Origin of the sequence: Streptomyces sp. NPDC058671 (genome assembly GCF_042716475.1) — a bacterium.
GTDB lineage: Bacteria > Actinomycetota > Actinomycetes > Streptomycetales > Streptomycetaceae > Streptomyces.
In genome coordinates this window covers 111235-136313 of sequence record NZ_JBHXSA010000018.1, presented here as the reverse complement: position 1 = coordinate 136313, position 25079 = coordinate 111235, and the positions used below count along the sequence as shown (strand labels likewise).

Sequence of the window (25079 nt, the reverse complement as noted above, 5' to 3'; positions counted from 1 at the left end):
GCGGATCAGCTCCTCTCCGCGGTGCCGCGGCCCTGGGGGGAGGTGGGGGGCAGCGGGTCGGTGCGGGAGACCTGGGTCTCGGGGTAGGCCCGCCGGCCGGGGGCGGTCGGCGGGGCGGGGACCTCGTCGATGTGCGGGGCGGCCTCGATGCGGGCGGCGCAGACCTTGTACTCCGGGATCTTGGAGCGCGGGTCGAGGGCGTCGATGGTCAGGGCGTTGGCCGCGGTGGGGACCGGCCAGTGGTACGGCACGAAGACGGTGTCGGGGCGGATGGCCTCGGTGACGAGGGCCGGGAAGACCTCGCTGCCGCGGCGGGTGACGACGCGGACGGGGTCGCCGTTGCGGAAGCCGTGCGAGGGGTGGACCTCGACCCAGGGGCGCGGGGTCTGTTCGACGAGGGCGCCGAGACGGCGGGTCTGGTTGCCGGAGAGGAAGTGGGCGACGGTACGGCCGGTGGTCAGCGACAGGGGGTACTCCTCGCTGTACGGGTCCATCGGCGGGTGCCATTCGACGACCTGCAGATGGACCTTGCCGTCCGGGTGGTACGTGCGGCCGTCCTCGAAGAGGCGGGGGGTCCCGGGGTGCTCGGTGGTGGGGCACGGCCAGGAGATCCCGCCGGTCTCCTCCAGGCGTTCGTAGGTGATGCCGTAGTAGTCGTTGACGGTTCCGGCGGACGCGACGCGGAGTTCCTCGAAGACGGAGCGGGAGTCGGGGAAGTCGAACTTGTCGCCGGCGCCGAGCCGTCGGGCGAGCTCGCACATGACCCAGGTGTCGGTGCGGACGCCGGCGGGCGGTTCCTGGGCCTTGTTGTGCTTGACGACGCGGGCCTCGGCGTTGGCCATGACGCCTTCGTCCTCGGCCCACACGGTGACGGGGAAGACCACGTGCGCGTTGGCGGCGGTCTCGGAGAGGAAGAAGTCGAACTGGGCGTGGAACTCGAGGGTGTCGTAACCGTCCTTGACGGTGGCGTAGTTGGGCAGCGAGACGAAGGGGTTGTTGCAGATGCCGACGAGACCGCGGATCTCCTTGCGCTGCATCTGCCAGACCATCTCCATCATGGAGGTCCCGGCGGGCGGCAGCTCGGTCTCGTCGACGCCCCAGATCTCGCAGATCTGGCGGCGGTGCTCGGGGTTGGTGATGGAGCGGCCGCCGGGCAGGAGGTCGGACTTCTGACCGTGCTCGCGACCGCCCTGGCCGTTGCCCTGGCCGGTGATGGTGCCGTATCCGGCTCCGGGCCTGCCGATGTTCCCGGTGGCCACGCACAGGTTGATGATGGTGAGGCAGTTCTCGACGCCCTGGGAGTGGTGCTCGACGCCGCGGGCGTGCCAGGCCATGGCCCTGCCGGCACCGGCGAACACGCGGGCGACCTGGACGATCTGTTCCTCGGGGACGCCGCAGATCCGGGCGGCGCGGGCGGGCGGGTAGTCGGCGACGGTCTTCTTCACCTCCTCCCAGCCGGTGGTGTGGGCGGCGAGGTACGCCTCGTCGGTGAGGCCTTCGGCGACGACGACGTTCAGGACGGCGTTGAAGAAGGCGGAGTCGGTGCCGGGCTTGAGGGCGACATGGATGTCGGCGGTACGGGCGACGGCGGTCTCACGGGGGTCGATGACGATCAGGGTGGCGCCCCGGTCGCGGGCTCCCCACAGGTACTGGGTCATCACGGGGAAGCACTCGCCGACGTTGGAGCCCGCGATGAGGAGGCAGTCGGTGAGGAGGATGTCGGAGAAGGGGTTGCCGGCGCGGTCGATGCCGAAGGCGAGTTTGTTGGCTCCGGCGGCGGAGACCATGCAGAGGCGCCCGTTGTAGTCGACGTGCCGGGTCCTGAGGGCGACCCGGGCGAACTTGCCGACGAGGTAGGTCTTCTCGGAGTAGAGGCTGGCGCCGCCGAGGAGACCGAAGGAGTCGTTGCCGTACTCGCCCTGGATGCGGCGGATCTCGGCGACGGTGTGGTCGAGTGCCTCGTCCCAGCTGACCTCGCGGAACTCCTCGTCACGGTTCCGTCGCATGAGCGGCGCGGTGAGCCGGTCGGGGTGGTTGACCTGCTGGTAGGCGTTGATGCCCTTGGGGCACAGGCGCATCCGGTTGATGTCGTGGTTGCGGGGTTCGACGCCGAAGACCTTGCCGCCGCGGTCGACCCGGAGGTACATGCCGCACTGGACTCCGCAGAAGCAGCAGTGGGTGGGGACGAGGGTCTCGCCGTTCTGGTCGGCGTGCCAGCGGTCGGCGGGGATGCCGCCGGCGTCGCGGAAGGCGCGGGTGCCGGGCGGGGCGAGGGAGGGGTCGAGCGGCAGCGTCGCCCGGCCCCGGGCGGCCGCGGGTCGGGAGCCGGCGTCGGTCGCGGGGCGGGTCCCGGCTTCGGCCGCGGGTCGGGAGCCGGCTTCGGTCGCGGGGCGGGGCGCCGGGTCGGTCGCGCTCACTTGAAGCCCTTCTTCACGTGGTCGAGGTAGGCGGTGCCGCGCAGGACGCGCTTGCAGCGGGGGCAGTACTCGGCCCAGTCGTCGAAGCCGAGGTCGAGGTCGCGCATGGTGCCCCTGAGGTTCTCCACGTACGGGGCGGTGTCGATGGGTTCGTGGCAGCGGCGGCAGCCGAGCACCTCCTCGTCCCTACGGCGGGAGGTGTACTTGAAGAGCTGCATGCCGACGGCGGCGGGCCGCTGCACGATGTGGAAGAACTTCCCGAAGGGGATGTAGATGAGGGTGAAGACGACCGACACCATGTGGAGGATCGCGAGGAACTCGTAGCCTCCGCCGTGCAGGAAGATCGACGAGAAGGTGAGCAGGAGCCCGGTCACGGAGATGACGATGAGGGCGATCAGCGGCACCAGGTCGTAGGCGAAGCGCTGGCCGGTCATGGCTCCGCGGTCCTTCATGCGGCGCCAGAGGAAGTAGGCGGCGCCGGCGATGACGAGGACGGCGGCGATGTCGAGACCGTGGAACATGAGCCAGCCGAGGAGACTGAGGGCGTCGAAGCCGACGACCTTGAGGCCCCAGATCCGCATCTCGTAGCCGGGGCCCGAGCCGGTGGAGGAGGTGAAGGTGAACCAGCCCCAGGTGAGCGGGAAGGTGATCGCGGCGGCGAGCAGGCAGCCCCAGAAGATGAGCTGGTGGGCGGCCCAGCGGGCGTGGGAGCGGGCGCCGAGGAACTTCTGGAAGCCCAGGTAGGTGGCGATCATCCGGGGCAGGGCGGTGGGCGCCTTGCGGAAGTTCCCGACGGAGAAGAAGGAGCGCCAGCCCTGCTTGAAGAGGCGGCGGGCGCCGGGGGCGGAGACCCACACGGTGTAGCGGTAGGCGACGCCGAAGGCGAGGAACACGGTGGCGACGGCGTAGGGCAGGAGGGCCGAGTCGAAGTCGCGGAGCAGACGGCTGCCGAAGACGATCGCGAGGATCAGCAGGACGGAGACGACGGTGCCCGCGAGGGTGGCGCGGCGGCGTACGGCGGCCGGGGTCTGCGGCGGGGGTCCGACAGCGGCCGGTCGTCCCGGGGCCGGGTCGCCCGTGGCGGGGACGCCGGGGTCCCGGTCGCCCGGCGGGGGTGTCGGATCGACTGTCTGCGGTGGCTCGGTCACGCGGCCACGGTAAGGCCATACGGGCCCTTTTGCCTGTTTTACACCGCTCTGGCGTAGGGGCGTCGTTCAGACGGCGTTCAGGCCGTGACAGCGGAAGACCTCGCGGACCCGGGCCACTTCCTCGGGGCTCGGGGACGGGGTGTCGCGCAGGGTGAACGGCTTGGCGAGTGCTTGCCACTTCGCTTCGCCGAGCTTGTGGAAGGGCAGGACGTCCACGCGCGAGACGTTGCCGAGACCCCCGGCGAAGGCGGCGACCCCCTCGACGTCGACCGGGTCGTCGGTGAGCCCCGGGACGAGTACGAAGCGGACGTGGACCTCCTGGCCGAGGTCGGCGAGCCGACGGGCGAAGTCTGGCCGGGGCGGTCGGGGCGGCTGATGTGGCGGGCCCGAAGGCGAGGCTTGTCATGGCGGGCCTTCTGCCTTCGTGTGGGGGCGACGGGCCGGGGCCGGGGTGAGACCCTGCGGCCCCGGGTGCGAGGAGGGGGTCACAGGGCCCCGTGGAAGGTGCGGTTCAGGACGTCGAGCTGCTGCTCGCGGGTGAGCCGGACGAAGTTGACCGCGTATCCGGAGACCCGGATGGTCAGCTGCGGGTGGTTCTCCGGGTGCTCCATGGCGTCCTTCAGCACGTCGCGGTCGAGGACGTTGACGTTCATGTGGAAGCCGCCGCCGGCCACGTAACCGTCGAGGACGCCCGCGAGGTTCCTGATCCGCTCCTCCGGGGTGCGGCCGAGGCCGTCGGGGGTGACCGTGCTGGTCAGCGAGATGCCGTCCTCGGCGTCCTCGTACGGCAGCTTGGCCACCGAGAGGGCCGAGGCCACGTAGCCGTGGGGTCGCGGCCGTTCATCGGGTTGGCGCCCGGCGAGAAGGGCTCGCCCGCGCGGCGCCCGTCGGGGGTGTTGCCGGTCTTCTTGCCGTAGCCGTAGACGACGTTCGAGGTGATCGTCAGGACGGACTGGGTGTGCTCGGCGTCGCGGTACGTGGGGTGCTTGGGGACCTTGCGCATGAACTCCTCGACCAGACGGACCGCGATCCCGTCGACGCGCTCGTCGTTGTTGCCGTACGCCGGGTAGTCGCCGTCGACGAGGTAGTCGGTGACGAGGCCGGTCTCGTCCCGGACCGGGGTGACCCGGACGTACTTCACGGCGGCGAGGGAGTCGGCGGCGACCGAGAGGCCGGCGATGCCGCAGGCCATGGTGCGGCGCACGTCGCGGTCGTGGAGGGCCATCTCGACGCGCTCGTAGGCGTACCGGTCGTGCATGTAGTGGATGACGTTCAGGGCGTGGACGTAGACGCTCGCGAGCCACTCCAACTGCTCGTCGAACCTGGCCATGACCTCGTCGTAGTCGAGGACGTCGGAGGTCAGGGCGCCGGTGGGGTGGCGACCTTCCGGCCGACGGACTTCCAGAAGAGCTCGTTCTCGGGCTCCCAGTCGGTGATCGGCCTGCCGGGGCGGTACTGCTCCGTGTCGTACGAGCCGGTCGGCCCGCCCGTCGCTCTGCTGTCCTGGACTACGGAACTCATGGCGCTTCCCTGGCTTTTCGAGACGTTCGGGGCGTTCCCCGCTCCTCCAGGCTGCGCTTCGGCCCAAGGGCGAGGTGAGTGCCGATGGTCGCCGGGCCGACCGCCCCAGGTCGGCTCTTCGGGCGGGACCAGGGTCCCGTCATCGGCGGGCCGGAGGGACCGGGAGGACGTCCACGCGCGCGCGTGGCGGGCCTGTGGCCACCGGGTAGGGCCGCTCAGGTGCCGTAACCGCGTGGCAGGTGAACCGGAGGGTCTCCGGCTCTGATGTGCTGGGGTCATGACACAACCGTTCCTCCCCCTCACCGCGCGGTCCCGTACGGAGTCCCACCGGGCCGCAACCCCCCTGGAGCTCTTCTTCGACCTGTGCTTCGTCGTCGCCGTCGCCCAGGCGGGCGCACAGCTCGTGCACGCGGTGGCCGAGAACCACACCGGTGAGGGGATCATCAACTACGCGATGGTCTTCTTCGCCATCTGGTGGGCCTGGATGAACTTCTCCTGGTTCGCCTCGGCTTACGACAACGACGACGTCCTCTACCGGGTCGTCACCCTCGTCCAGATCGCCGGTGTCCTCATCCTCGCCGCCGGTGTCTCGCGGGCCTTCGAGGAGCACGACTTCCTCGTCGTCTACCTCGGCTACCTCGTCATGCGGCTCGCGCTGGCCACCCAGTGGCTGCGCGCCGCCCACCACGCCGTCGACCGGGCCGAACGGACGATGTGCCGGCGGTACGCGGGCGGGGTCGTCGCCTGCCAGGTCGGCTGGCTCGCGCTGGTCCTCGCGCCGGAGGCGGTGCGCCCCTGGGTGTTCCTCGTGATGGCGCTGGTCGAGATGGCCGTACCCCTGTACGCGGAGAAGGACGCGCCCAGCACCTGGCACCCGCACCACATCGCCGAGCGGTACGGCCTGTTCACCATCATCGTCCTCGGTGAGACCGTCGCGGCGGCGACCGTCGCCGTGAAGTCCGGCATCGTCGAGAACGACGCCCTCGGTGAGCTGCTCCCGATCGCCGCCGGCGGTCTGCTGCTCGTCTTCGCCGCCTGGTGGATCTACTTCGTCGTCCCCGCCCACGACCGGCTGACGTCAAGCCGCCAGGGGTTCCTGTGGGGCTACGGCCACTACGTGATCTTCGCGTCGGCCGCCGCCGTCGGCGCGGGCCTGGAGATCGCCGTGGAGCAGGCGGTGGGCGAGGCGCACATCTCCACGTTCGCCGCCTCCGCGTCGGTGACGATCCCGTCGGCCGTGTTCCTGCTGTCCGTGTGGCTGCTGCACGCCCGCTACTTCAAGGTCGGTCTCGCGCAGCAGCTCGTCCTGCCCGTCTCGGCGTGCGCGATCCTGCTGTGCACCTTCGCGGGCCACTGGGCGGTCCTGGCCGCCGGTCTCGTCGCGGCGGCCACGGTCGCCGTGGGAGTGACCCTCACGGCCCGCAACCCGGCCACGAAGGCGGACGCGGGAGCGGCGACCGGCTGAGCCCGGAGCCGATCCCCGTGGTAGGCACCCGACGCCCGTGGTAGGCAGGGGACATGACACAGCCCGACGGGACGAACGGCCGCGACTCGATCACCGATGTCGGCGGACTGCGCGTGGGGCACGCGCGCGTGGACGGGGCCGGGGCGCTCAGTGGCACCACGGTGGTGCTCGGACCCGAGGGCGGGGTCGTCGCCGCCGTGGACGTACGGGGCGGGGGCCCGGGGACGCGGGAGACGGACGCCCTCGACCCGAGGAACGTCGTCCAGCGGATCGACGCGGTCGTCCTGACCGGGGGCAGCGCCTACGGCCTCGACGCCGCCACCGGGGTGATGGCCTGGCTGGAGGAACGGCGCCGGGGCGTGCGGGTGGGCCCCGATCCGTCCCACGTGGTGCCGGTGGTGCCCGCCGCGTGCGTCTTCGACCTGGGCAGGGGCGGCGACTTCACGGCCCGCCCGGACGCGGCGACGGGACGGGCGGCGGTCGAGGCGGCCGACGCCAGCGGCGACCACGCGCGCGTGGGGACGGGCGCGGTCGGCGCGGGCACGGGCGCGGTGGTCGGCGGCCTCCGGGGCGGGGTGGGCACGGCGAGCACGGTCCTGGCGTCGGGGATCACGGTCGGCGCCCTCGTGGTGGTGAACGCGGTGGGCTCGGCCGTCGACCCGGCCACGGGCGCGCTGTACGGGAGTTACCACGCCGAAGGCGGCCCCCCGGCCCCTCCCGGCCCGGAGGTGCACGAGGCGGCCACGAGGCGTCTCGCGGAGGCGCGCGCGGTGAGCGCCCCTCCCCCGCTGAACACCACGCTGGCCGTCGTGGCGACGGACGCGGTGCTGACCCGGGCCCAGGCGCAGAAGGTGGCGGGCACGGCACACGACGGCATCGCGCGGGCGCTGCGCCCGGTGCACCTGATGAACGACGGCGACACCGTCTTCGCCCTCGCCACCGGGGCGCGGGACCTGCCGGAGGAGGGCGGTCCGCTCGCCCTGAACGAGATCCTGGCGGCGGGGGCGGACCTGGTGACCCGGGCGATCGTGCGGGCGGTGCTCGCCGCTCCCGGCGGCCTGCGGGGGCCCGGCGGGGACTTCCCCTCGTATGTCGAGCTGTACGGGCCCGGGGTCGGTCCGTACACCCGGTGAGCGGACGGCAGTTGGGGGGAACTTCCCGCCCGCGCCCTTCGTTTTCCCGAACCCCGGACACGATGTCAGACCCAGGGACTACGTTAAGCAAGCACCAAGTGACATGCGGCGACGGCCTGGAGACCCTCTTGAACGATCCGCAGGATCCTCACGATCCCTTCGAGACGACCGAGACGCACCTCGAGCGGCTTCTCGGCCGGGCGCTCAACTCCTTCGACCTGCCCGACTCGACCGTCGAGCGCCTCGGCACGGCGCTCGCCCACTCCAGCGCGCTGCACTCCTCGCACCACAGCGCGTCGCTGCGCCGTTCCACCTACCGCCACACGTATCTGCTCAGCGACGGCAGCGCGCTCTCCCTCTGGGAGCTCACGCACAACGCCGGCCGGGACGGCGCCGAGCAGCACGAGCTCTACGCCGAGGAGGCGGAGGCCCGGCTCGCCGCCTCCCGTCTCCCGTCCGGGCCGCTGCCCGGCTGGAGCGCGGAGCGTTCCGACGGCAGCGCCCTCGACGAGACCGAGGACGACGACATGGCGCTGTTCGGCGCCCTGCTCGCCCGCCCGATACCCGCCCAGCCCCGGATGTACGTGCCGGACGACTCCGCCGACCACGCGCGCCGCGTCCTGCGGCGCGCGGAGAACGCGGACCGGCCGGGCGAGCGGACGGCCCGCCGGCTCCGGCTGGCCTTCGCCCACCACATCACCCAGGCCTTCGGACGCCACTGCCCCACGGAGGGGGGCCGGGACGCCGGCTTCACGCTCTACGAGCACCAGTTCCTGCTGCTCGACGGCAGCGAGGTCAGCCTCTGGGAGGTGGAGCACACGTCGACGCCGGACGGCCGGCACATGTGCGAGGTGTACGAGTCCGAGAGCGCCGCCCGCGCCGCGATGGAGTCCCGCTCCCGGGTCCGCTGACACCCTCCGCGTACGTCCGGGGCCGCTGGCACACCGCGCGCGCGTGCTGGGGCGCCGTCCCCGTACCGGTCCGCCTCCCGAGGTCAGACCGGTGCGGGGACGGCGGCCTCGGCGAGGCGGTCGGCGGCGAACCCGCGGTTGGCGCGGGTCTGTTCGCGGTACGTCTCGGGCAGGTCGGGCAGGGCGAGCAGCCGGTCGCAGGCGGCCAGCGACGCGGCGTGGTCGCCCACCCAGTACGCGGTGATCGAGTACTCGAAGAGCAGCCCCCACCGGTACACCCACGGCTGGGTGAAAAGCAGGTCGTCGGGGTGCTCCCGGTCCAGGACGGCACAGACGATCGCGTGGGCGGCCCGGTAGCGGCCCAGCTTCCTCAGCCGCGCCACCAGCTCGTAGCAGGCTTCAAGGCGCCCCGGCCGTGACTCCCAGGCGCGGGAGAGGGCGTCCATGGCGGCGGGCCAGTCACCGGCCTCGGCGCGCAGGACACCGGACTGGAGCAGTGCGTAGTAGACCTCCTCGCCCCAGCCGCCCATGGCCGCGCGCCGCTCGTAGAGCGCGACGGCCTCGTCGGGGCGGCCCATGTCGCGCAGGGTCTGCGCGAGGTAGAAGACCGTACGGGGGTTGGTCGGGTCCCGGTCGAGCTCGGCGCCCAGGAGCCGGGCGTCCCGCTCGAACTTGTCGTGCCGGGAGCCCCCGTCGGCGTAGTCCTCGATGACGAGGGCGTCCAGGTTCTCCTGGACGTGGTCCCGGTCGGCCGTCAGGTACTCATGGGTGACGCCCTCGTACCGCCACGGCAGGTCGCCCCTGACCAGGCGTTTGATGCGGTACTGGAGGGCGCCCTCGTGGCGGATCATGTACGCGTCGGCGGTCAGCGCGGGCAGCGGGCCCTCCTGCCGGAGGACGTGGTCGGCGTCGAGGAGCAGCAGGTGCTCGGCCCGGCCGCGGGCGTGTGCGATGTTCAGCGTGCGGTTGTGGCCGAAGTTCACCCACGGCTCCTCGCGCAGCTCGCCGGGGATGCCGGCGAGGGCGGTCCGGATCAGCTCCTGGGTGCCGTCGGTGGACCCGGTGTCGGAGATGACCCAGGTGTCCACGAGTCCGCGGACGGAGGCGAGGCAGCGCTCGATGACGGCGGCCTCGTTCTTGACGATCATGCACAGGCAGATGGACGGCTGCACGGCAACACCACTTCCGGTGGGGGCGCGAGGAGCGGGTGGGTGGAGCGATCGGGGGGCGACCCTACGGAGGGCCCGCCGACGCGGTCGGGCGGCGCGCCGTCGGGCCCTCCGAAGTTCGCCGTGGCGTACGCATCCATTCGGTTGTCCGCGATAGGCCATGGCGTTGAGAGTGCCGCGAGACCGTCAAGACCGGGCCTGCGCGATCCGATGATCCGATGGTGGGAGCGCTCATCGCTCCCCTCTCGATCTCGCTCACACCGGCCGTGAAGCCGGTGGAGGAAGGAGCATGCATGCGTCCTGATGCCAGGACCCGGTCCAAGCTCGGTCCCCTGCCCCGACGTCGCTCATGGCTCGGCGGCGGCGCCGCCGCCTCGCTCACCCTCGTGCTCACGGGCTTCGCCTCGCCGGCGGTGGCCGGCACGTGGGAGGACGCCCCCCGTACGACGGTCGCGGGGCCGTCCACGGGCGACCACTGCGAGGAGCGGCCGCCGCACCACCCGGACGGGCCGCCCCCGCACCACCCGGACGGGCCGCCGCCGCAGCACCCGGACGGGCCGCCGCCGCAGCACCCGGACGGGCCGCCGCCGTGGGAGCACCAGAACGGCCCGCGTCACACGGGCCAGGACGGGTCGGCGCCGATCGGTGACCTCCAGGCGTTCCTGGACGAGCGGATCAGGCCACTGGTCGAGGGCCCGCGGTACCGGACCCTGCCCGCGGTCCCGGCCGGCGGGGACGAATGCCCGGTGGGTCCGACAGGCCCGACGGGCCCGACCGGACCGCCCGGCCCCGAAGGCCCGACGGGCGACACGGGCGCGACGGGTGCGACCGGCGCCACGGGTGCGACCGGGCCGACGGGGCTCACCGGCGCCACAGGTGCCACGGGAGCCACGGGAGCCACGGGTCCCTGCTCCGACATCGACGCGTTCAGCCACTCGAACAACGAGGACTTCCAGGCGGTGCTCACCGGCGGCAAGTCCTTCGTCGGGAAGGCGAGCGTGCTGGGCGGGGCGATCGCCTGGCAGGACCTCACCAACGCCGTCGCCACCATGACGGACCCCGCGAACGCCAACTACCCGACGGGCGTCTGCGGCATCGCCATCGAGGCGCGGGGCAGCGACGCGTTCGTCAAGGTCGTCACGACCGGCGGCCAGGTCTGGCAGACACACGGCGACCTCATGGGCAACTCGTTCGTCTGGGACGAGGGCTGGTTCCAGCAGTCGACGCCCACCCCGCTGGCCCTCCGCGCGAACAAGTTCACGCGCGCGCTGCCGTCCGGGACGGCGCGGAACTTCGCCCTGCCGGAGGCGGCACGCCCCTGACGCGCTGATCCGGCCATGACGAAGGGCCCTGGTCACGGGAGTCCTCCCGCGACCAGAGCCCTTCGGACCGTTCAAGGCCCCTCGGCCCTACCGTCGACGGACCTCAGTGCGTCAGCACCGGCTCCTTCTCGACCACGACGCCGGCGTCACCCTCGTCGTCACCGCCGCCCTCCAGGTGCTGCTTCGGCTTCGCCGGCAGGGCGAACATCACCAGGAAGATCAGGGCGAGCACGCCCGCGACCCAGCCCATCGCGTTCTGGAAGGCGTCCGTGAACGCCGCCCCCGCCTCGGCCTGGGACTTCGGGGCGGGCTTGCCGTCGATCACGCCGAAGAAGACCACCGACACCAGGCCGAGCCCGAGCGCGTTGCCCATCTGGCCCGTCGTGTTGATCAGGCCGGAGGCCGAACCCGCGTGCTCCTTGGGCACGTCCGAGAGGACCGCGTCCGTCAGCGGCGCCACGATCAGGCCCATGCCCAGACCCATGACGACGAGCGGCGGAATCATCTGCCAGGACGCGATCCCGGTCCCGTGACGCCCGGCTTCGAAGAGGTAGAGCAGGACGCCCGCGGCCATCGTCAGGGCGCCCGCCTGGAGCACCTTCCGGCCGAAGCGCGGCACCAGCTTCTGCACCGAGATCCCCGCGGCCACCGACACGGCGATCGAGAACGGCACCCCGGTCAGGCCCGCACGCAGCGCGCTCCAGCCGAGCCCGATCTGCATGTACAGCGTCCACACCAGGAAGAAGATGCCCATCACGACACCGAACGTCAGCTGCACCGCGATGCCCGCCGCGAAGCTCTTCACCTTGAACAGCGAGAGCTCGACGAGCGGCGACCCGTCCTTCTTCGTCTTGTACTTCTCGTACGCGACGAAGGCGCCGAAGACGACCAGGCTGCCGGCCATCATCAGGTGGCCCCACAGCGGCCAGTCCAGCTCACGGCCGCGCGTCAGCGGGTAGATCAGCATGAGGAGCGCGCCCGTCACCAGGAGCACACCGATCATGTCGAGGCGGAGCGCCTTCGGTGCCTTCGACTCGGTGATGAACTTCCGGCCGAGGAGCAGACCCGCGATGCCGACCGGCAGGTTGATGAGGAAGATCGGGCGCCACTCGAGGCCCGCGATGTTCCACTGCGTGAGCAGCGCGCCGAGCAGCGGTCCCGAGACCGCGCCCAGGCCGATGATCGCGCCGAACATCCCGAAGACCTTGCCGCGCTCGTGCGCCGGGAACGTGACGTGGATGATCGACAGGACCTGCGGCACCATCATCGCGGCCGCCGCGCCCTGGAGGAGCCGGGAGGCGACCAGCATCTCCGGGTTGGCGGCGAAGCCGCAGAGCGCGGACGCGACGGTGAAGCCCGCCGTGCCCAGGAGGAAGAGGCGCTTGCGTCCGTAGATGTCACCGAGCCGGCCGCCGGTGATCAGGCCCGCCGCGAAAGCGAGGGCGTACCCGGCGGTGATCCACTGGATGGCCCCGAAGGTGGCGCCGAGGTCCCGCTCGATGCTGGGGATCGCGATGTTGACGATCGTGGCGTCGACCAGGTCCATGAAGGCGGCGGTCATGACGATGGCGAGGGCGATCCAGCGCCGCTTGCCGTTCGTGTCGGTGGGGGCCGCGTCCGTGACGGCGTCGTGTGAACTCATACGAAGAAGATAGAAGTCATCTAGGTCAGCTCGTGACCTAGATCGGCCGCATCCTGGAAGACATGACGGACACCCCGGCACGACTCCTGAATCTGCTCTCGCTCCTCCAGACCCCGCGCGAGTGGCCCGGAAGCGAACTCGCCGAACGGCTCTCGGTCTCCCCGCGCACCATCCGCCGGGACATCGACCGGCTCCGTGACCTGGGCTACCCCGTGGAGGCGACGCTCGGCGCGGTCGGCGGCTACCGGCTCGTCGCGGGCAGCGCCATGCCGCCGCTCCTGCTCGACGACGAGGAGGCCGTCGCCATCGCGGTCGGCCTGCGGGCCGGGGCCGGGCACGCGATCGAGGGCGTCGAGGAGGCGTCCGTACGAGCCCTGGCGAAGCTGGAACAGGTCCTGCCCGCGCGCCTCAGGCACCGGGTCTCCACCCTCCAGAACGCCACGATCCCGCTGACGCGCGGCGACGGGGCCACGGTCGCCCCGGCCACGCTCACCGCCCTCGCGGGCACGGTCACCGGCCGGGAGAAGCTCCGCTTCGGCTACCGGGCGGGCGACGGCGCGGAGACGAAACGCCTGGTCGAGCCCTACCGGCTGGTCTCCACCGGCCACCGCTGGTACCTCGTGGCGTACGACCTCGGGCGCGAGGACTGGCGCACCTTCCGCGTCGACCGGGTGAGCGAACCGCTCGCCACCGGGGCCCGTTTCACCCCGCGCGAGCTGCCGGCCGGGGACGCGGCGCAGCTCCTGCTGCGCTCCATGTCCCGCGCCCAGTCCGAAGTGGACCTCGACGTGTCCTTCGAGGCCCCGGCCGACTTCGTCACCGCGCGCCTCCCCTCCCACCTCGTGCCCACGGCGACGGGGCCCACCACCTGCCGTCTCCGCACCCGTGCGACGGACTCGGTCGAGTGGCTCGCCCTCCGCCTGGCTCTGGTGGACGCCCCCTTCACGATCCACGGCCCCGCCGCCCTCCACTCCTACGTGGAGGACCTGGCGAGCCGCCTCGCGGCGTCGACGCGGGAGTGAGGAACCCGGGGACCCCGGGAGTTCGCGGGCCCCCGGATCCCGGAACCTCACCGGGCCCGGGTTACGGGACCTCGCGGGGCCCATCCGGAACCTCACCGGGCCCCGGTTCCGGCGCCTCGCCGGGCGCGGGTCCACGGACCTCGTCAGGCCACCGCGTCGAAGCCGGTGTCGCGGGCCATCCTCTTGAGTTCGAGCAGGGCGTGCTTCTCGATCTGGCGGATCCGCTCCCTCGTCAGGCCGTGCTGCTTGCCGACCTCCGTCAGGGTCCGCTCGCGGCCGTCCTCGATGCCGTACCGCATGCGGATGATCGACGCCGTCCGGTGGTCGAGCTTGCCGATGAGGTCGTCGAGCTCCTCGCTGCGCAGCAGCGTGAGCACCGACTGCTCCGGGGAGATTGCCGACGTGTCCTCCAGGAGGTCGCCGAACTGCGTCTCGCCCTGGTCGTCCACCGACATGTTCAGCGAGACCGGGTCACGCGCCCAGTCCAGGACGTCGATGACCCGCTCGGGGGTCGAACCGAGCTCCTTGGCGATCTCCGCGGGCTCGGGCTCCCGGCCGTTCTCGCGGTTGAACTCGCGCTGCACCCGCCGGATCCGGCCGAGCTCCTCCACGAGGTGGACGGGGAGCCGGATCGTGCGGGACTGGTCCGCGATGGAGCGGGTGATGGCCTGGCGGATCCACCACGTCGCGTACGTGGAGAACTTGAAGCCCTTCGCGTAGTCGAACTTCTCGACCGCGCGCACCAGGCCCGCGTTCCCCTCCTGGATCAGGTCGAGGAGCGGCAGCCCGCTGCGCGGATAGCGGCGGGCCACGGCCACCACGAGCCGCAGGTTGGACTTGATGAAGAGGTCCTTGGCACGTTCGCCCTCGGCGACCAGCGCTTCGAGCTCCTCGCGGCTCGCCCCGCCGGCCTCGGTCTGCACCTCGCCGTCCAGGACCTGCCGGGCGTACACACCCGCCTCGATCGTCTGGGAGAGCTCGACCTCCTTGGCGGCGTCGAGCAGGGGCGTGCGCGCGATCTCGTCGAGGTACATGCCGACCAGGTCGCGGTCGGCGATCTCCCCGCCCACGGCGCGAACGCTGCTTGCCCGTGCGGCCCCGCTCTTGGCGGAGGTCTGACGACGGGCGACGGCACGGGTTGCCATGCGAGCTCCCTTGCTGAGTAGGTCGCGACACCCTTACGGGTGCCCTGCATCCGACGGAAACAACGACTGGAATCAGGACAGAATTCCCACGCGGCACATGGATTTTCGAGATCATGCAGTATCCTGCGCGGCCACCGCCCCTTCGGGCAGGGCGCCGGAACCCACGGAGGCGCAGGTCAGACCGGGCACGGCGGGTGATGCGGCGCCGCTCGCGGGGAGGCCGACCACACTGTCGGTGAGACCGCGATCACATGCGCCGCCGTCTCTCCAGACGCCCGGACGGGTCAGCGGGTTGCCTGCTCCCCACGCCGGGGTCCGGGTCGCCCTCCGCCTCGCGGACTAGGTCCCGCGCCCGTTACGTGGCAGCCGTCCCCCGCCCTAGCGTCCTCGGCATGAGCGACACCACCGGCATCCTGGACGAAGCCCTCGAACGCCTCCACACCACCGGCCCCGAGCGCAACGGCTGGCTCACCAATCACGCCCCGATGGCCGTCGAGGCCCTGGTCCACCGCGGCCAGGCCCCGGCCGTGCACCGGTGGCTGGATCGCTACGCCCACAAACTGGAGGAGCCGCCCTCCCCCTCCCGTCCCGTCACGGCCGGCGACTGGCACGAGGCGCTCGGCGACCCGGCCCGGATCACCGACTGGACCCGCTTCTTCGGGCGCGAACTCGACGGGCGCCCCTGGCGGGAGGTCCTCGCCGAGTGGTGGCCCCGGCTGCTGCCCGGGATCGCGGGCGGGGCGACGCATCCCGTGATCCGTACCGGACACGCCGTACGCACCCTCCTGACGTCCCCCGAGGCGGAGACGGCCCCGCGCCGCGCCGAACTCGCGCACGCCCTCGGCTACTGGGCGGCCCGCCACCAGCCGCTTCCGGCGCTCACCCCGCTGGCCCCGGCACCCACGGCGGCGGCCGCCCTGGACGCCGTACCGCCGATTCCCGAGCAGGACGGCGGGATGCGGGCGCGGCTCGCCCTGCTGACGGGGTTCCCGGTGTGGGGGACGGCGCCGGACCCGGACACGGCACGGGCGCGGCTCGTGGAGCTGGTGACGGCCTCGACGCACCGGTACGCGACGCACGGCCATGGCGAGCCGATCATGCTGGTGCACGCGGCGACCGCGCCGAACGCGGTGCTGCGCGCCCTGCCCGCGCTCCCCCGCGAGCTGTGGGCGCCGAGCCTGGCGGCGGCGTGGACGGCGTCGGCCGCGGTGACCGCCGCGTACACGCCGGTGGAGGCGGCGCCCCACGCGCCCACGTCCCTCACCCCCGAGGAGGTCTTCGAGCGGGCGGCGGCGCACGGCGACGACCACACGATCAAGTTCACCGACACGGCGCTCGACGTGGCCGACCCGTTCGCGCTCGCGGCGGCGGTCCGGTCGGTCGAGCTGAACCCGCCGGTGTTGTGAAGCGCGGCAGAGACTGCGGGTGGGCCGGGAGGCCCGCCGCGGCAGAAGGCTACGGGTGGGCCGGGGGACCCGCCGCGTCGTCAGGCGGCGGGGCGGACCGGGGGCCCGCCCGCGCGAGTTCAGCCGAACTGCAGGGACCTCTTCGCGAGCCCCATCCAGAACCCGTCGATCACCGACCGCTGCGCGTCGAGGTCGCCGGCCGCGTCCGCGGCGCCCAGGGTCACGAAGAGCGGCGCGAAGTGTTCCGTACGCGGGTGGGCGAGGCGGCCGGCGGGCGAGGCGTGCGCGAAGTCGAGCAGGGCGTCGACGTCGTGCGCGGCGAGGGCCTCCCGGCCCCACGCGTCGAACTCGGCGGACCAGCCCGGCACCCCGCCGCCGGGGTGACGGAGCGCGGCGAGGTTGTGGGTGAAGAAGCCGCTGCCCACGATGAGGACGCCCTCGTCGCGCAGCGGGGCGAGCCTGCGCCCGATGTCCATGAGCCGGCGCGGGTCGAGGGTGGGCAGGGAGATCTGGAGTACGGGGATGTCGGCGTCCGGGAACATCTCGACGAGCGGCACGTAGGCGCCGTGGTCGAGGCCCCGGTCGGGGATGTCCTGCACGGGCGTCCCCGGCGCGCGGAGCAGCTTGCGGACGGCGTCGGCGAGGGCGGGCGCGCCGGGAGCCTCGTACCGGACCCGGTAGTAGTGCTCGGGGAAGCCCCAGAAGTCGTACACGAGGGGGACGGTCTCGACGGCGCCGAGCGCGAGCGGGGCCTCCTCCCAGTGGGCGGAGACCATGAGGATCGCCGTGGGGCGCGGGAGGTCCGCGGACCAGGCGGCGAGCTGGCCGGGCCAGAGGGGATCGTCGGCGAGGGGCGGGGCGCCGTGGGACAGGTAGAGGGCGGGCATACGGGCGAGCGTGGCGTCCATGGCGACGACCTCCGGCAACCGATGTGGTGATTGAAACTTCAAGCTCCCCCTGCCATGCAGCATAGAACTACATAGTTCAACTTTCAAGGACGAGTCGTACGATGGAAACCATGGGAGACATGACCGCACCCCGCTGGCTCAGCGACGAGGAACAGCACGTCTGGCGCGCGTACCTGCACGCCACCACGCTCCTGGAGGACCACCTCGACCGCCAGTTGCAGCGCGACGCCGGAATGCCGCACATCTACTACGGACTGCTCGTCCAGCTCTCCCAGGCCCCCCGCCGCCGCCTCCGGATGACGGAACTGGCCAAGAGCGCCAAGATCACCCGCTCCCGGCTCTCCCACGCGGTCGCCCGTCTGGAGAAGAACGGGTGGGTGCGGCGCGAGGACTGCCCCTCCGACAAGCGCGGGCAGTTCGCCCTGCTGACCGACGAGGGGACGGAGGTCCTGCGCCGGACCGCGCCGGGCCATGTGGCGGCCGTACGCCAGGCTCTCTTCGACCGGCTCTCCGCCGAGCAGGTGGAACAGCTCGGCGCGATCATGCGGATCATGGCGGAGGGCCTCGAACCCCAGGACCCGGACGCGGACCTGCCCTGGCTCCGCTGAGCACACGGCTCGCGGGACCAGGGCAGGCGTCGGGGTCCGGGGCGGGGTCGGAACCAGGGCGGGCCCCCTGGGAGGCCAGGGCGGACCCCCGGGGGGGGAACCAGGGCGGGCCCGACCCCGAGGCCGGGATCACCCGACCCCGAGCGTGGGATCCCCCGGTCCCAGGGCTGCGGTCAGTGGACGATGACCGGCACCTTCAGCTCGTCGTCCGCACCCTCGCCCGATCCGGCGACGGCCCCCATGTCCGGCTTCCCGGTGTTGATCAGGACGAAGGCGATCGCGGCCGAGACGACCAGGATGCCGACGGCCCACCAGATCGCCGCGGTGTAGCCCTCGACCATGCCCTGGAGCTGGAGCAGCCTCTGACCGGCCGGGGTGGTCGCGCCGGCCGCGTTGTCGGTCAGGTACGCGGTCGTCGCCGAGGCGGCGATCGTGTTGAGCAGGGCCGTACCGATGGCGCCGCCGACCTGCTGCGAGGTGTTGACCATCGCGGAGGCCACGCCGGCGTCCCGCGGGTCCACACCGAGCGTCGCGAGCGACATGGCCGGCATGAACGCCGTGCCCATGCCCAGGCCGAGCAGCAGCTGGGCGGGCAGGATCAGACCGGCGTACGAGGTGTCGATCTCCAGCTGCGTGAGCAGCAGCATGCCGACGCCCGCGGTCAGGAAACCGGGGGCCATGAGCAGCCGCGGCGGGACCCGGGTCATCAGGCGCGTACCGATCTGGGTCGAACCGATGATCATGCCCACGATCATGGGCAGGAACGCGAAGCCCGTCATGACCGGCGAGTAGCCCTTCACGACCTGGAGGTAGTACGTCAGGAAGAGGAAGAGGCCGAACATCGATATGACGGCGAGACCGAGCGACAGGTAGACACCGCCGCGGTTACGGTCGGTCAGGACGCGCAGCGGCAGCAGCGGGGCCTTCACACGCGCCTCGACGAGGACGAAGACGCCGAGGAGCACCACCGAGCTCACGAACATGCCGATCGTGCCGGCGTCGCTCCAGCCCTCGGACTCGGCGCGGGTGAAGCCGTACACGAGCGCGACGAGGCCCAGGGTGGACAGGATCACGCCGGGGACGTCGAGCGGGGAGCGGTTGCGGCCGCCCGCGGGCTCACGGATGACGAGGTACGCGCCGACGGCGGCGACGATCGCGAACGGGATGTTGACGTAGAAGGTCCAGCGCCAGTTCAGGTACTCGGTGAGGAAGCCGCCGAGGATCAGGCCCACGGCGCCGCCGCCGCCGGCGATCGCGCCGTAGATGCCGAAGGCCTTGGCACGCTCCTTGGCGTCGGTGAAGGTCACGGCGAGCAGCGAGAGCGCGGCGGGCGCGAGGAGCGCGCCGAAGGCGCCCTGGAGCGCGCGGGCCCCGAGCATCATGGCCTCGCCGCTCGCGGCGCCACCGAGGGCGGAGGCGGCGGCGAAGCCGATCAGGCCGACGACGAAGGTGCGCTTGCGGCCCCACAGGTCGGCTATACGGCCGCCGAAGAGGAGCAGACCGCCGAAGGCGAGGGCGTAGGCGGTGATGACCCACTGCCGGTTGCCGTCGGAGATGCCGAGGTCCTGCTGCGCGGACGGCAGGGCGATGTTCACGATCGTCGCGTCGAGCACGACCATCAGCTGGGCGAGGGCGATGAAGACGAGCGCTTTCCAGCGGCCCGGGTCGGCGTGGGTCACGGTGTGGTCGGGGATTTTCGGCATGGGTGTAGCCACCTCTTGGCACGTACGGGGTGAAAAAGGGCGAAGGGAAGGCGGACGGAGGGAAAGCGGGCGAAGGGAAGGCGGACGGAGGAGCTGCGGGTGCGGAGATACGGGTGAGGGAACGCGGGTCACGTCAGGGGGGTCGAGGCCCCGAAGGCGGTCACGACGGGCGGGAGTCGCGCCTCAGGTCCTCGAGGGTGGCGGGCGACCCGAGCAGCTCGGAGCGCGCGGGCGCCTCCAGGCCGTCGAGGAACAGTTGCAGATGACGGTGGACGAACTGGTCGAAGGTGGTGCCGCAGGCCGTTCCCGGCAGCGGGCGGGTCAGTTGGGAGACCGCCACCATCAGGTCCCCGACGCCGACGTCGGACCGGAGCCGGCCGGACCGCTGGGCGCGGTCGACGAGCGCCTGGACGGCCTCCTCCAGGCGTTCCCGCTCGACGGTCAGCTCGGGGTGCTCACTGTCGAAGGCGCCGTCGAGCATCGGGCACAGGGCGCCGATGCGTTCGTCGGCGGCGGCGTGGGTGAAGCGCCGGAGTGCGGCGAAGGTGTCGGCCTCCTCCTCGGCGGCCCGTACGGCGATCCCGGTGACACGGCCCATGATCGAGAGGACGACCTCGTGGACGAGGTCGGTGCGCTCGGGGAAGTTCCGGTAGAGGGTGGCGTTGCCGACGCCGGCCCGGCGCGCGACCTCGTCGTACGGCACCTGGGGGCCGAACTCGACGAACATCTCGCGAGCCGCCGTCACGATCCGCTCGCGGTTGCGCAGGGCGTCGGCGCGCGGGCGGGGTACCCGACGGGCGGGCGCGGTGTCGGCGGTACGGGTCACGCCACGGCCTCCTGACAGTCGTCTCGTACATCCGGGAGGGAATTTCCCGGTATCCGGGGAAGGACTCCCCACTTCTTCGAACACAGGCGTAAACGGGGACGCGCTCCCCGGTTATTTCCCCTCCTGCCTGTGACCCCGGTCACAGGTGGAGCCGGGGGTGGCATACCCAGCCGTCCGGCACCCGCCGACGACCCGCGGTCCCGGACGGGCGGGGAGGCGGAATACCCACGATCGGGCCACCCGGCGCGCGCACCCGAACACCTCGTCACAGGCTGAATCGCACAGCGCGGCCCCGCGAGACCGGAGAGGGCCCGTGCCGCCGACCTGCCCCCACCGGAGAGGCGCCCGTATGCAGCACTCCCGCCGACGGATACCCAGAACCGTCGCCCTGGCCGCGACCACGGCGCTCTCCCTCACCCTGCTCGCCTCCGCGAGCACCACCCTCCCCGGGCCGGCCCCCGCCTCCGCCGGCCCCGTGGCCACCGTTCCCGGCGCCGCCCAGCTCGGACCGTGCCGCATCGCCACCACGATGGGGGTGCAGATGTCGGAGGGGCTGCCCACGGCCCCCGGCTACGTGCGCTCCACGGGCCAGGTCAGGGCCCTCACCCTGATGGTCGACTTCCCCGACGTACCGGGGGACGGCACGGCGATGGGCCGCTTCCGCGAATTCTTCCCGCAGACCGCCGACTGGTTCCGCACCAGCTCGTACGGGCGCCTGACGTACAAGGCCGAGACCCCGATACCCGACTGGCTGCGGATGCCCAAAACCTTCTCCGCGTACGGGATCGAGCGCGGCGCACCGTACGAACCCGGCTACCGCTCCCTCGTCGAGGACATCGTGACGGCGGCCGACCCGAAGGTGGACTTCAGCGCCTACGACCTGGTCAACGTCCTGGTCACGCCGAACGCCGGGCCCTCCGCCCTCGACACCGTCCTGTCCGTGACGTTCTCGGGCAACGACGACGCCCCCTACGCCGACGGCGTGCCGCTCGCCAACACGTCCTTCGTCTACAGCCGCCAGGACGACGGCTCGGGCAGCTTCGCCGAGACCGGCTACCGGGTCCTGCCGCACGAGAACGGGCACGTCTTCGGCCTGCCCGACCTGTACACCGCGGACGGCGGCGGGACCGTCGGGCACTGGGACATCATGTCCGAGGACTGGGGAGCCAACAACGACTTCCTCGCCTGGCACAAGTGGAAGCTGGGCTGGCTCGACAACGACCAGGTCGGCTGCGCGTCCCGCCCCGGCACAGCCGACCACACCCTCACCCCGCTCGCCGTCACGGGCGGCCCCAAGCTCGCGGTCGTCCCGCTCTCCGACACCTCCGGGTACGCGGTCGAGGTCCGCAGCCAGGACGGCAACGACGAGGCGGTGTGCGAACCGGGCGTCCTCGTCTACCGGGTGGAGTCCGACGTGGACACCGGCCACGGCCCCGTCACCGTGTCGGACAGCGAACGCGCCAGCGGCGGCTGCACCCGACGCGCCAACGTCCACGCGGAGCTGTCGGACGCCCCGTACCAGCCCGGCGAGACGTTCACGGACCGCGCCAACGGCATCCGGATCGAGGTGCTCGACGAGGACGCGAACGGCCGCTACCGGGTGCGCATCACCCGGAGTTGAGCAGCGCCTCCCGCAACTCCCGCTTGAGGACCTTCCCGGTCGGGTTCCGGGGCAGCTCCTCCTCCCGTACGACGATCCGGGCGGGCACCTTGAACGCGGCGAGACGAGCCCCTACGTGCTCCCGAAGCCGCTCGGTGTCGACGCCGGGGGCCTGGGTGCCTGGACGGGCGTCGGGACGGGGACGGGCGCCGGGCCGCAGCCGGACGACGGCGACGACCTCCTCCCCCCACAGGGGATGGGGGACGCCGAGGACGGCGGCGTCGACGACGTCCGGGTGCTCCTGCAGAACCGCCTCGACCTCGACGCAGTACACGTTCTCGCCGCCGCGGATCACCATGTCGGTGAGCCGGTCGACGATGCTGACCCGGCCGTCCGCGTCGACCCGGGCGAGGTCTCCGGTCCTGAACCAGCCGTCGTCGTTGAAGGCGGCGCGGGTGGCGGCCTCGTTGCGCCAGTACCCCCGGATCAACGACTGCCCGCGCAGCCACAGCTCACCCACGCCGTCCGCGTCGGGCCGGTCGATCCGCACCTCGGTGGCGGGCGAGGGGCGCCCGACGCTCCCGGGGTGGGCGCGGTACTCGGCGCCGACGTTGGACAGCACCCCGCCGCTGGTCTCCGTGAGCCCGTAGCCGTTGCGGGGCTCGACGCGCTCCCCGTACCCGGCGCTGATCCCGGCGACGATGCCGGGCGGGGCGGCGGCGCCCCCGGTGCTGAGCAGGGTGAGGCTCTCCAGCGGGTCGGCGGTGGAGCGGGCGAGGTCGAGCAGCTGGAGCGCGGTGGTGGGCACGCCGGCGTAGTGGGTCACGCGATGCTCGCGGATCAGTTCGAGAGCCCGGCCCGCGTCCCACTTCCGCATCATGACCAGGGTGCCGCCGGCGGCCATCACGGCGTAGAAGGAGGTGAAGGCGGCGACGTGGAAGAAGGGGAACGTGGTCAGCGAGACGGGCGCGGGCCCGGCCCCGGGCACGTCCCCCCGCGCGAGGGCCGCCGCCGCGGCGAAGTACCGGGGGTTCATGGCGGCCCCGGCCTGCGCGAGGTGGGTGGCGACGGCGCCCTTGGGGCGGCCCGTGGTGCCGGAGGTGTAGAGGATGGTGGCGTCGTGCTCGGGCAGGACGTCGACGACCGGAGGCCCGAGGAGCGGATCGTCGTCGACGGCGTAGGCGACGAACCCGTCCTCCGCCTCTCCCTCCCCCTGGAAGACGATCCCGGGCACACGGTTCCGCCGGGCCCAGGCCCGGACCCGCCCGACCCGCTCGCCGTCGACGAGGAGCACGCCCGGCGCGCAGTCGTCGAGGGCGTACGCGAACTCGTCCTCGGTCCACCAGGCGTTGAGGGGTACGGCGACGAGCCCGGCGAGCTGCGCGGCCCAGAAGGCGACCTGCCACTCGGGAAGGTTGCGCATGGCGACGACGGCCCGGTCCCCGGGCCGCAGCCCGTACTCCCCGACGAGCGTGCGCGCGAGCCCGCAAGCGGCGTCGAAGAACTCCCGATAGGTCGTCCGCCCGCTCTCGGACACGAGGAACACCCGGTCCCCGTAGGCCCAGGTGACCTCGACGAACTCCCGCAGGGTGCGGGGCCCGCCGGCGTAGACCCCGCCCTCGACGGCGAAGGGCGCCCCGGGCGCGGTCAACCGCGCTTCCCCCGCCTGCCCACCGGACACCATCACGAGGACCTCCTGAGCGCTTGCTTACCCCAGCGGGCGACGCTATGCGCCACCCTCCCGGGGGTCAACCCCGCGGCCGGGGACCGCGGCGGTGGCGAGTGCGATCCGGAGGCAACCGGTCGGGGCCGAAGTGACGCACCGCCTCACCGGCACGACCCCCGGAGACCCGGGCCCAACGCCACACCACAAGGAGACCGCGAGCGGCGCCGCCTCCCGAAGCGACCAGACCCGCCCGCCGGTCGCCCTGCCCGGCCCCACCCCTCCCGGGGCCGCCGGGACAACCCCCTCACCCGCCCGCCCCCACCCGCTACACTGACGGCGGCGTACCACTCCACGGGCGGCACGCCACGCCTTCGTAGCTCAGGGGATAGAGCACCGCTCTCCTAAAGCGGGTGTCGCAGGTTCGAATCCTGCCGGGGGCACAAGACCAAAGGCCACACCTAAACGTTTAGGTGTGGCCTTTGCCATCGACGCCTGACATCAACGGCAACGGTCAGGGGACCGGACCGCCTCTTCAGCAGCCGGTCCATGTGGCTGAAGGTGCTCCGCTGTAAGACCACAGGCGGCGAGGAACCAACGTCCTCAGACTCCAACTGCGGTCAAGCGGCTCACCCAGGCCGAGAGCACCGACCGAATGGCCACGGTCCACGCGATCCATCTCCTAGAAGCCCTGGACGAAGCGGGCCCTCACGTCCGATGCACAACGATCTCCACCTTTACAGAAGTTGGCGCCTGCGGCTGTACCGCCACACCTACGATTCGTACTGCCTCGACATCGACGACTCCCCACGGCTTCACCAGACCTCAGGGCAAACCTGGCACGCCTCCTGGAGCAATGGAAAAGCCAGGTCGACGAGCCGAAGGGCACCAGAGGCACTGCCTACCTGCCCTACGGCTTCTCCGACGAGTGCACGGCCTGGCTCCGCGTATCGTCCACGGACGGCCACAACGCCGAGGTGGAGGCTGGGTGGAGCGTCGCGGAGAACGATTGGAGCTTCATACCTTCCGACGACCTCGACACGGCCAGCGAGATCAGAGACTTCGCCCCAGAGGCCAACGCCCGGATCGAGTGCTCCTTGGAGGCCATATCCAGGCGCATCGCCGCAAGCGCCGAGACTTTCACGGCCCCCAGCCGGTAGCGCGGTAAGAGTTTCCCTACTTCATCAAGTGCCCGCGCAAGCGCGGCTGGCCCCTGGGGCCCGACCCCTCTGCGCCTTCGGCGCCGGGGCCGGACCCCTGGGGCCGCAGCAGGCTACGGCCCATGAGTAGAGAGCTGGACACGGAGTACTCCGGTCAGAACATGCCTCCGGCGGGGGCGCTCAGGCTCCGAGATGGCGGGGCGCCGTTCGCGTGTGCCGGCCGAGTGTGGCGTGCGCGGGGTGCTCCCTCCCGTCTACCGTCGACCCAGGCAGAGCCGAGCAGCCGTGGTCCACGATGTGTGGGTCGACG

General features: G+C 72.1%; 18 protein-coding genes, 1 tRNA gene and 2 pseudogenes. 9 read left to right on the top strand and 12 right to left on the bottom strand.

Annotation, left to right across the window (positions count from 1 at the left end; translation table 11 throughout):
• Positions 1 to 5 precede the first annotated feature (5 nt).
• From ACFWV2_RS22760 to ACFWV2_RS22740, 5 genes and pseudogenes are all read right to left on the bottom strand, one after another.
• On the bottom strand, positions 6 to 2291 hold the full coding sequence (locus ACFWV2_RS22760; RefSeq protein ID WP_384407142.1) for a molybdopterin oxidoreductase family protein: 2286 nt from the start codon (positions 2289 to 2291) through the stop codon (positions 6 to 8).
• Positions 2292 to 2413: 122 nt separating this feature from the next.
• Complete coding sequence (locus ACFWV2_RS22755) at positions 2414 to 3565, bottom strand: MFS transporter (protein WP_384407059.1); 1152 nt, start codon at positions 3563 to 3565, stop codon at positions 2414 to 2416.
• 66 nt (positions 3566 to 3631) lie between these two features.
• Positions 3632 to 3931: pseudogene (locus tag ACFWV2_RS22750) on the bottom strand (pyruvate formate-lyase 1-activating enzyme); the annotation flags it as partial.
• 119 nt (positions 3932 to 4050) lie between these two features.
• A pseudogene (locus tag ACFWV2_RS22745) lies at positions 4051 to 4928 on the bottom strand (pyruvate formate lyase family protein); the annotation flags it as partial.
• Positions 4925 to 5086: a hypothetical protein gene (locus tag ACFWV2_RS22740; RefSeq protein WP_384407146.1), complete on the bottom strand. Its 162-nt coding sequence runs from the start codon at positions 5084 to 5086 to the stop codon at positions 4925 to 4927. The pseudogene ACFWV2_RS22745 and the gene ACFWV2_RS22740, both read right to left, overlap by 4 nt.
• Positions 5087 to 5363: 277 nt before the next feature.
• On the opposite strand from ACFWV2_RS22740, the gene ACFWV2_RS22735 reads away from it, so the two are divergent.
• The 3 genes from ACFWV2_RS22735 (at position 5364) to ACFWV2_RS22725 (ending at position 8595) form a co-directional block, all read left to right on the top strand.
• Positions 5364 to 6551: a low temperature requirement protein A gene (locus tag ACFWV2_RS22735; RefSeq protein ID WP_384407057.1), complete on the top strand. Its 1188-nt coding sequence runs from the start codon at positions 5364 to 5366 to the stop codon at positions 6549 to 6551.
• A gap of 53 nt (positions 6552 to 6604) precedes the next feature.
• A complete protein-coding gene (locus tag ACFWV2_RS22730; RefSeq protein ID WP_384407055.1) occupies positions 6605 to 7684 on the top strand; it encodes a P1 family peptidase in 1080 nt (359 codons plus the stop codon).
• 62 nt (positions 7685 to 7746) lie between these two features.
• Positions 7747 to 8595, top strand: a complete 849-nt coding sequence (locus ACFWV2_RS22725) for a DUF6227 family protein (protein WP_384407053.1) — start codon at positions 7747 to 7749, stop codon at positions 8593 to 8595.
• An 83-nt stretch (positions 8596 to 8678) separates the two neighbouring features.
• Here the strand turns inward: ACFWV2_RS22725 and ACFWV2_RS22720 are convergent, their stop codons facing one another.
• Positions 8679 to 9767 carry a glycosyltransferase gene (locus ACFWV2_RS22720; protein ID WP_384407051.1) on the bottom strand — a complete coding sequence of 363 codons (1089 nt, stop codon included), beginning with the start codon at positions 9765 to 9767 and terminating at the stop codon, positions 8679 to 8681.
• 290 nt (positions 9768 to 10057) lie between these two features.
• Here ACFWV2_RS22720 and ACFWV2_RS22715 point away from each other — a divergent pair, with 290 nt between their 5' ends.
• Positions 10058 to 11086 carry a hypothetical protein gene (locus tag ACFWV2_RS22715; RefSeq protein WP_384407049.1) on the top strand — a complete coding sequence of 343 codons (1029 nt, stop codon included), beginning with the start codon at positions 10058 to 10060 and terminating at the stop codon, positions 11084 to 11086.
• A 103-nt stretch (positions 11087 to 11189) separates the two neighbouring features.
• Here ACFWV2_RS22715 and ACFWV2_RS22710 read toward each other — a convergent pair whose 3' ends face one another.
• On the bottom strand, positions 11190 to 12728 hold the full coding sequence (locus ACFWV2_RS22710; protein ID WP_384407048.1) for an MFS transporter: 1539 nt from the start codon (positions 12726 to 12728) through the stop codon (positions 11190 to 11192).
• A 62-nt stretch (positions 12729 to 12790) separates the two neighbouring features.
• Between ACFWV2_RS22710 and ACFWV2_RS22705 the strand changes: the two genes are divergently transcribed.
• Positions 12791 to 13750 carry a helix-turn-helix transcriptional regulator gene (locus ACFWV2_RS22705; RefSeq protein ID WP_384407046.1) on the top strand — a complete coding sequence of 320 codons (960 nt, stop codon included), beginning with the start codon at positions 12791 to 12793 and terminating at the stop codon, positions 13748 to 13750.
• Between the two features lie 143 nt (positions 13751 to 13893).
• On the opposite strand, the gene ACFWV2_RS22700 is transcribed toward ACFWV2_RS22705, so the two are convergent.
• On the bottom strand, positions 13894 to 14895 hold the full coding sequence (locus ACFWV2_RS22700; RefSeq protein ID WP_384407044.1) for an RNA polymerase sigma factor RpoD/SigA: 1002 nt from the start codon (positions 14893 to 14895) through the stop codon (positions 13894 to 13896).
• 392 nt (positions 14896 to 15287) lie between these two features.
• Here ACFWV2_RS22700 and ACFWV2_RS22695 point away from each other — a divergent pair, with 392 nt between their 5' ends.
• The gene (locus ACFWV2_RS22695; protein ID WP_384407042.1) at positions 15288 to 16301 is read left to right on the top strand and encodes a questin oxidase family protein; all 1014 of its coding nucleotides are present in this window, start codon (positions 15288 to 15290) and stop codon (positions 16299 to 16301) included.
• A gap of 119 nt (positions 16302 to 16420) precedes the next feature.
• On the opposite strand, the gene ACFWV2_RS22690 is transcribed toward ACFWV2_RS22695, so the two are convergent.
• Positions 16421 to 17209, bottom strand: coding sequence for a dioxygenase (locus ACFWV2_RS22690; RefSeq protein WP_384407039.1), 789 nt, complete (start codon positions 17207 to 17209; stop codon positions 16421 to 16423).
• 101 nt (positions 17210 to 17310) lie between these two features.
• On the opposite strand from ACFWV2_RS22690, the gene ACFWV2_RS22685 reads away from it, so the two are divergent.
• Positions 17311 to 17817, top strand: coding sequence for a MarR family winged helix-turn-helix transcriptional regulator (locus ACFWV2_RS22685; RefSeq protein ID WP_384407037.1), 507 nt, complete (start codon positions 17311 to 17313; stop codon positions 17815 to 17817).
• A gap of 173 nt (positions 17818 to 17990) precedes the next feature.
• On the opposite strand, the gene ACFWV2_RS22680 is transcribed toward ACFWV2_RS22685, so the two are convergent.
• Together ACFWV2_RS22680 and ACFWV2_RS22675 are read right to left on the bottom strand one after the other, a co-directional pair.
• Complete coding sequence (locus tag ACFWV2_RS22680) at positions 17991 to 19520, bottom strand: MFS transporter (RefSeq protein WP_384407035.1); 1530 nt, start codon at positions 19518 to 19520, stop codon at positions 17991 to 17993.
• A 160-nt stretch (positions 19521 to 19680) separates the two neighbouring features.
• Entirely contained in the window at positions 19681 to 20346 is a 666-nt protein-coding gene (locus ACFWV2_RS22675) for a TetR/AcrR family transcriptional regulator (protein WP_384407033.1), read from the bottom strand.
• Positions 20347 to 20695: 349 nt separating this feature from the next.
• On the opposite strand from ACFWV2_RS22675, the gene ACFWV2_RS22670 reads away from it, so the two are divergent.
• The gene (locus tag ACFWV2_RS22670; RefSeq protein WP_384407031.1) at positions 20696 to 21967 is read left to right on the top strand and encodes a M6 family metalloprotease domain-containing protein; all 1272 of its coding nucleotides are present in this window, start codon (positions 20696 to 20698) and stop codon (positions 21965 to 21967) included.
• On the opposite strand, the gene ACFWV2_RS22665 is transcribed toward ACFWV2_RS22670, so the two are convergent.
• A complete protein-coding gene (locus ACFWV2_RS22665) occupies positions 21954 to 23630 on the bottom strand; it encodes a class I adenylate-forming enzyme family protein (RefSeq protein ID WP_384407140.1) in 1677 nt (558 codons plus the stop codon). The two genes, ACFWV2_RS22670 and ACFWV2_RS22665, sit on opposite strands and share 14 nt — an antisense overlap.
• A gap of 349 nt (positions 23631 to 23979) precedes the next feature.
• Here ACFWV2_RS22665 and ACFWV2_RS22660 point away from each other — a divergent pair.
• Positions 23980 to 24052 (top strand) — tRNA-Arg (locus ACFWV2_RS22660).
• Positions 24053 to 25079: the final 1027 nt, after the last annotated feature.

Bases quoted from the DNA above. Each gene is read 5' to 3' on its own strand.
- ACFWV2_RS22740 (WP_384407146.1), bottom strand. From the start codon at position 5,086: ATGAGTTCCGTAGTCCAGGACAGCAGAGCGACGGGCGGGCCGACCGGC.
- ACFWV2_RS22735 (WP_384407057.1), top strand. From the start codon at position 5,364: ATGACACAACCGTTCCTCCCCCTCACCGCGCGGTCCCGTACGGAGTCC.
- ACFWV2_RS22730 (WP_384407055.1), top strand. From the start codon at position 6,605: ATGACACAGCCCGACGGGACGAACGGCCGCGACTCGATCACCGATGTC.
- ACFWV2_RS22725 (WP_384407053.1), top strand. From the start codon at position 7,747: ATGTCAGACCCAGGGACTACGTTAAGCAAGCACCAAGTGACATGCGGC.
- ACFWV2_RS22715 (WP_384407049.1), top strand. From the start codon at position 10,058: ATGCGTCCTGATGCCAGGACCCGGTCCAAGCTCGGTCCCCTGCCCCGA.
- ACFWV2_RS22710 (WP_384407048.1), bottom strand. From the start codon at position 12,728: ATGAGTTCACACGACGCCGTCACGGACGCGGCCCCCACCGACACGAAC.
- ACFWV2_RS22705 (WP_384407046.1), top strand. From the start codon at position 12,791: ATGACGGACACCCCGGCACGACTCCTGAATCTGCTCTCGCTCCTCCAG.
- ACFWV2_RS22700 (WP_384407044.1), bottom strand. From the start codon at position 14,895: ATGGCAACCCGTGCCGTCGCCCGTCGTCAGACCTCCGCCAAGAGCGGG.
- ACFWV2_RS22695 (WP_384407042.1), top strand. From the start codon at position 15,288: ATGAGCGACACCACCGGCATCCTGGACGAAGCCCTCGAACGCCTCCAC.
- ACFWV2_RS22690 (WP_384407039.1), bottom strand. From the start codon at position 17,209: ATGGACGCCACGCTCGCCCGTATGCCCGCCCTCTACCTGTCCCACGGC.
- ACFWV2_RS22685 (WP_384407037.1), top strand. From the start codon at position 17,311: ATGGAAACCATGGGAGACATGACCGCACCCCGCTGGCTCAGCGACGAG.
- ACFWV2_RS22680 (WP_384407035.1), bottom strand. From the start codon at position 19,520: ATGCCGAAAATCCCCGACCACACCGTGACCCACGCCGACCCGGGCCGC.
- ACFWV2_RS22670 (WP_384407031.1), top strand. From the start codon at position 20,696: ATGCAGCACTCCCGCCGACGGATACCCAGAACCGTCGCCCTGGCCGCG.
- ACFWV2_RS22665 (WP_384407140.1), bottom strand. From the start codon at position 23,630: ATGGTGTCCGGTGGGCAGGCGGGGGAAGCGCGGTTGACCGCGCCCGGG.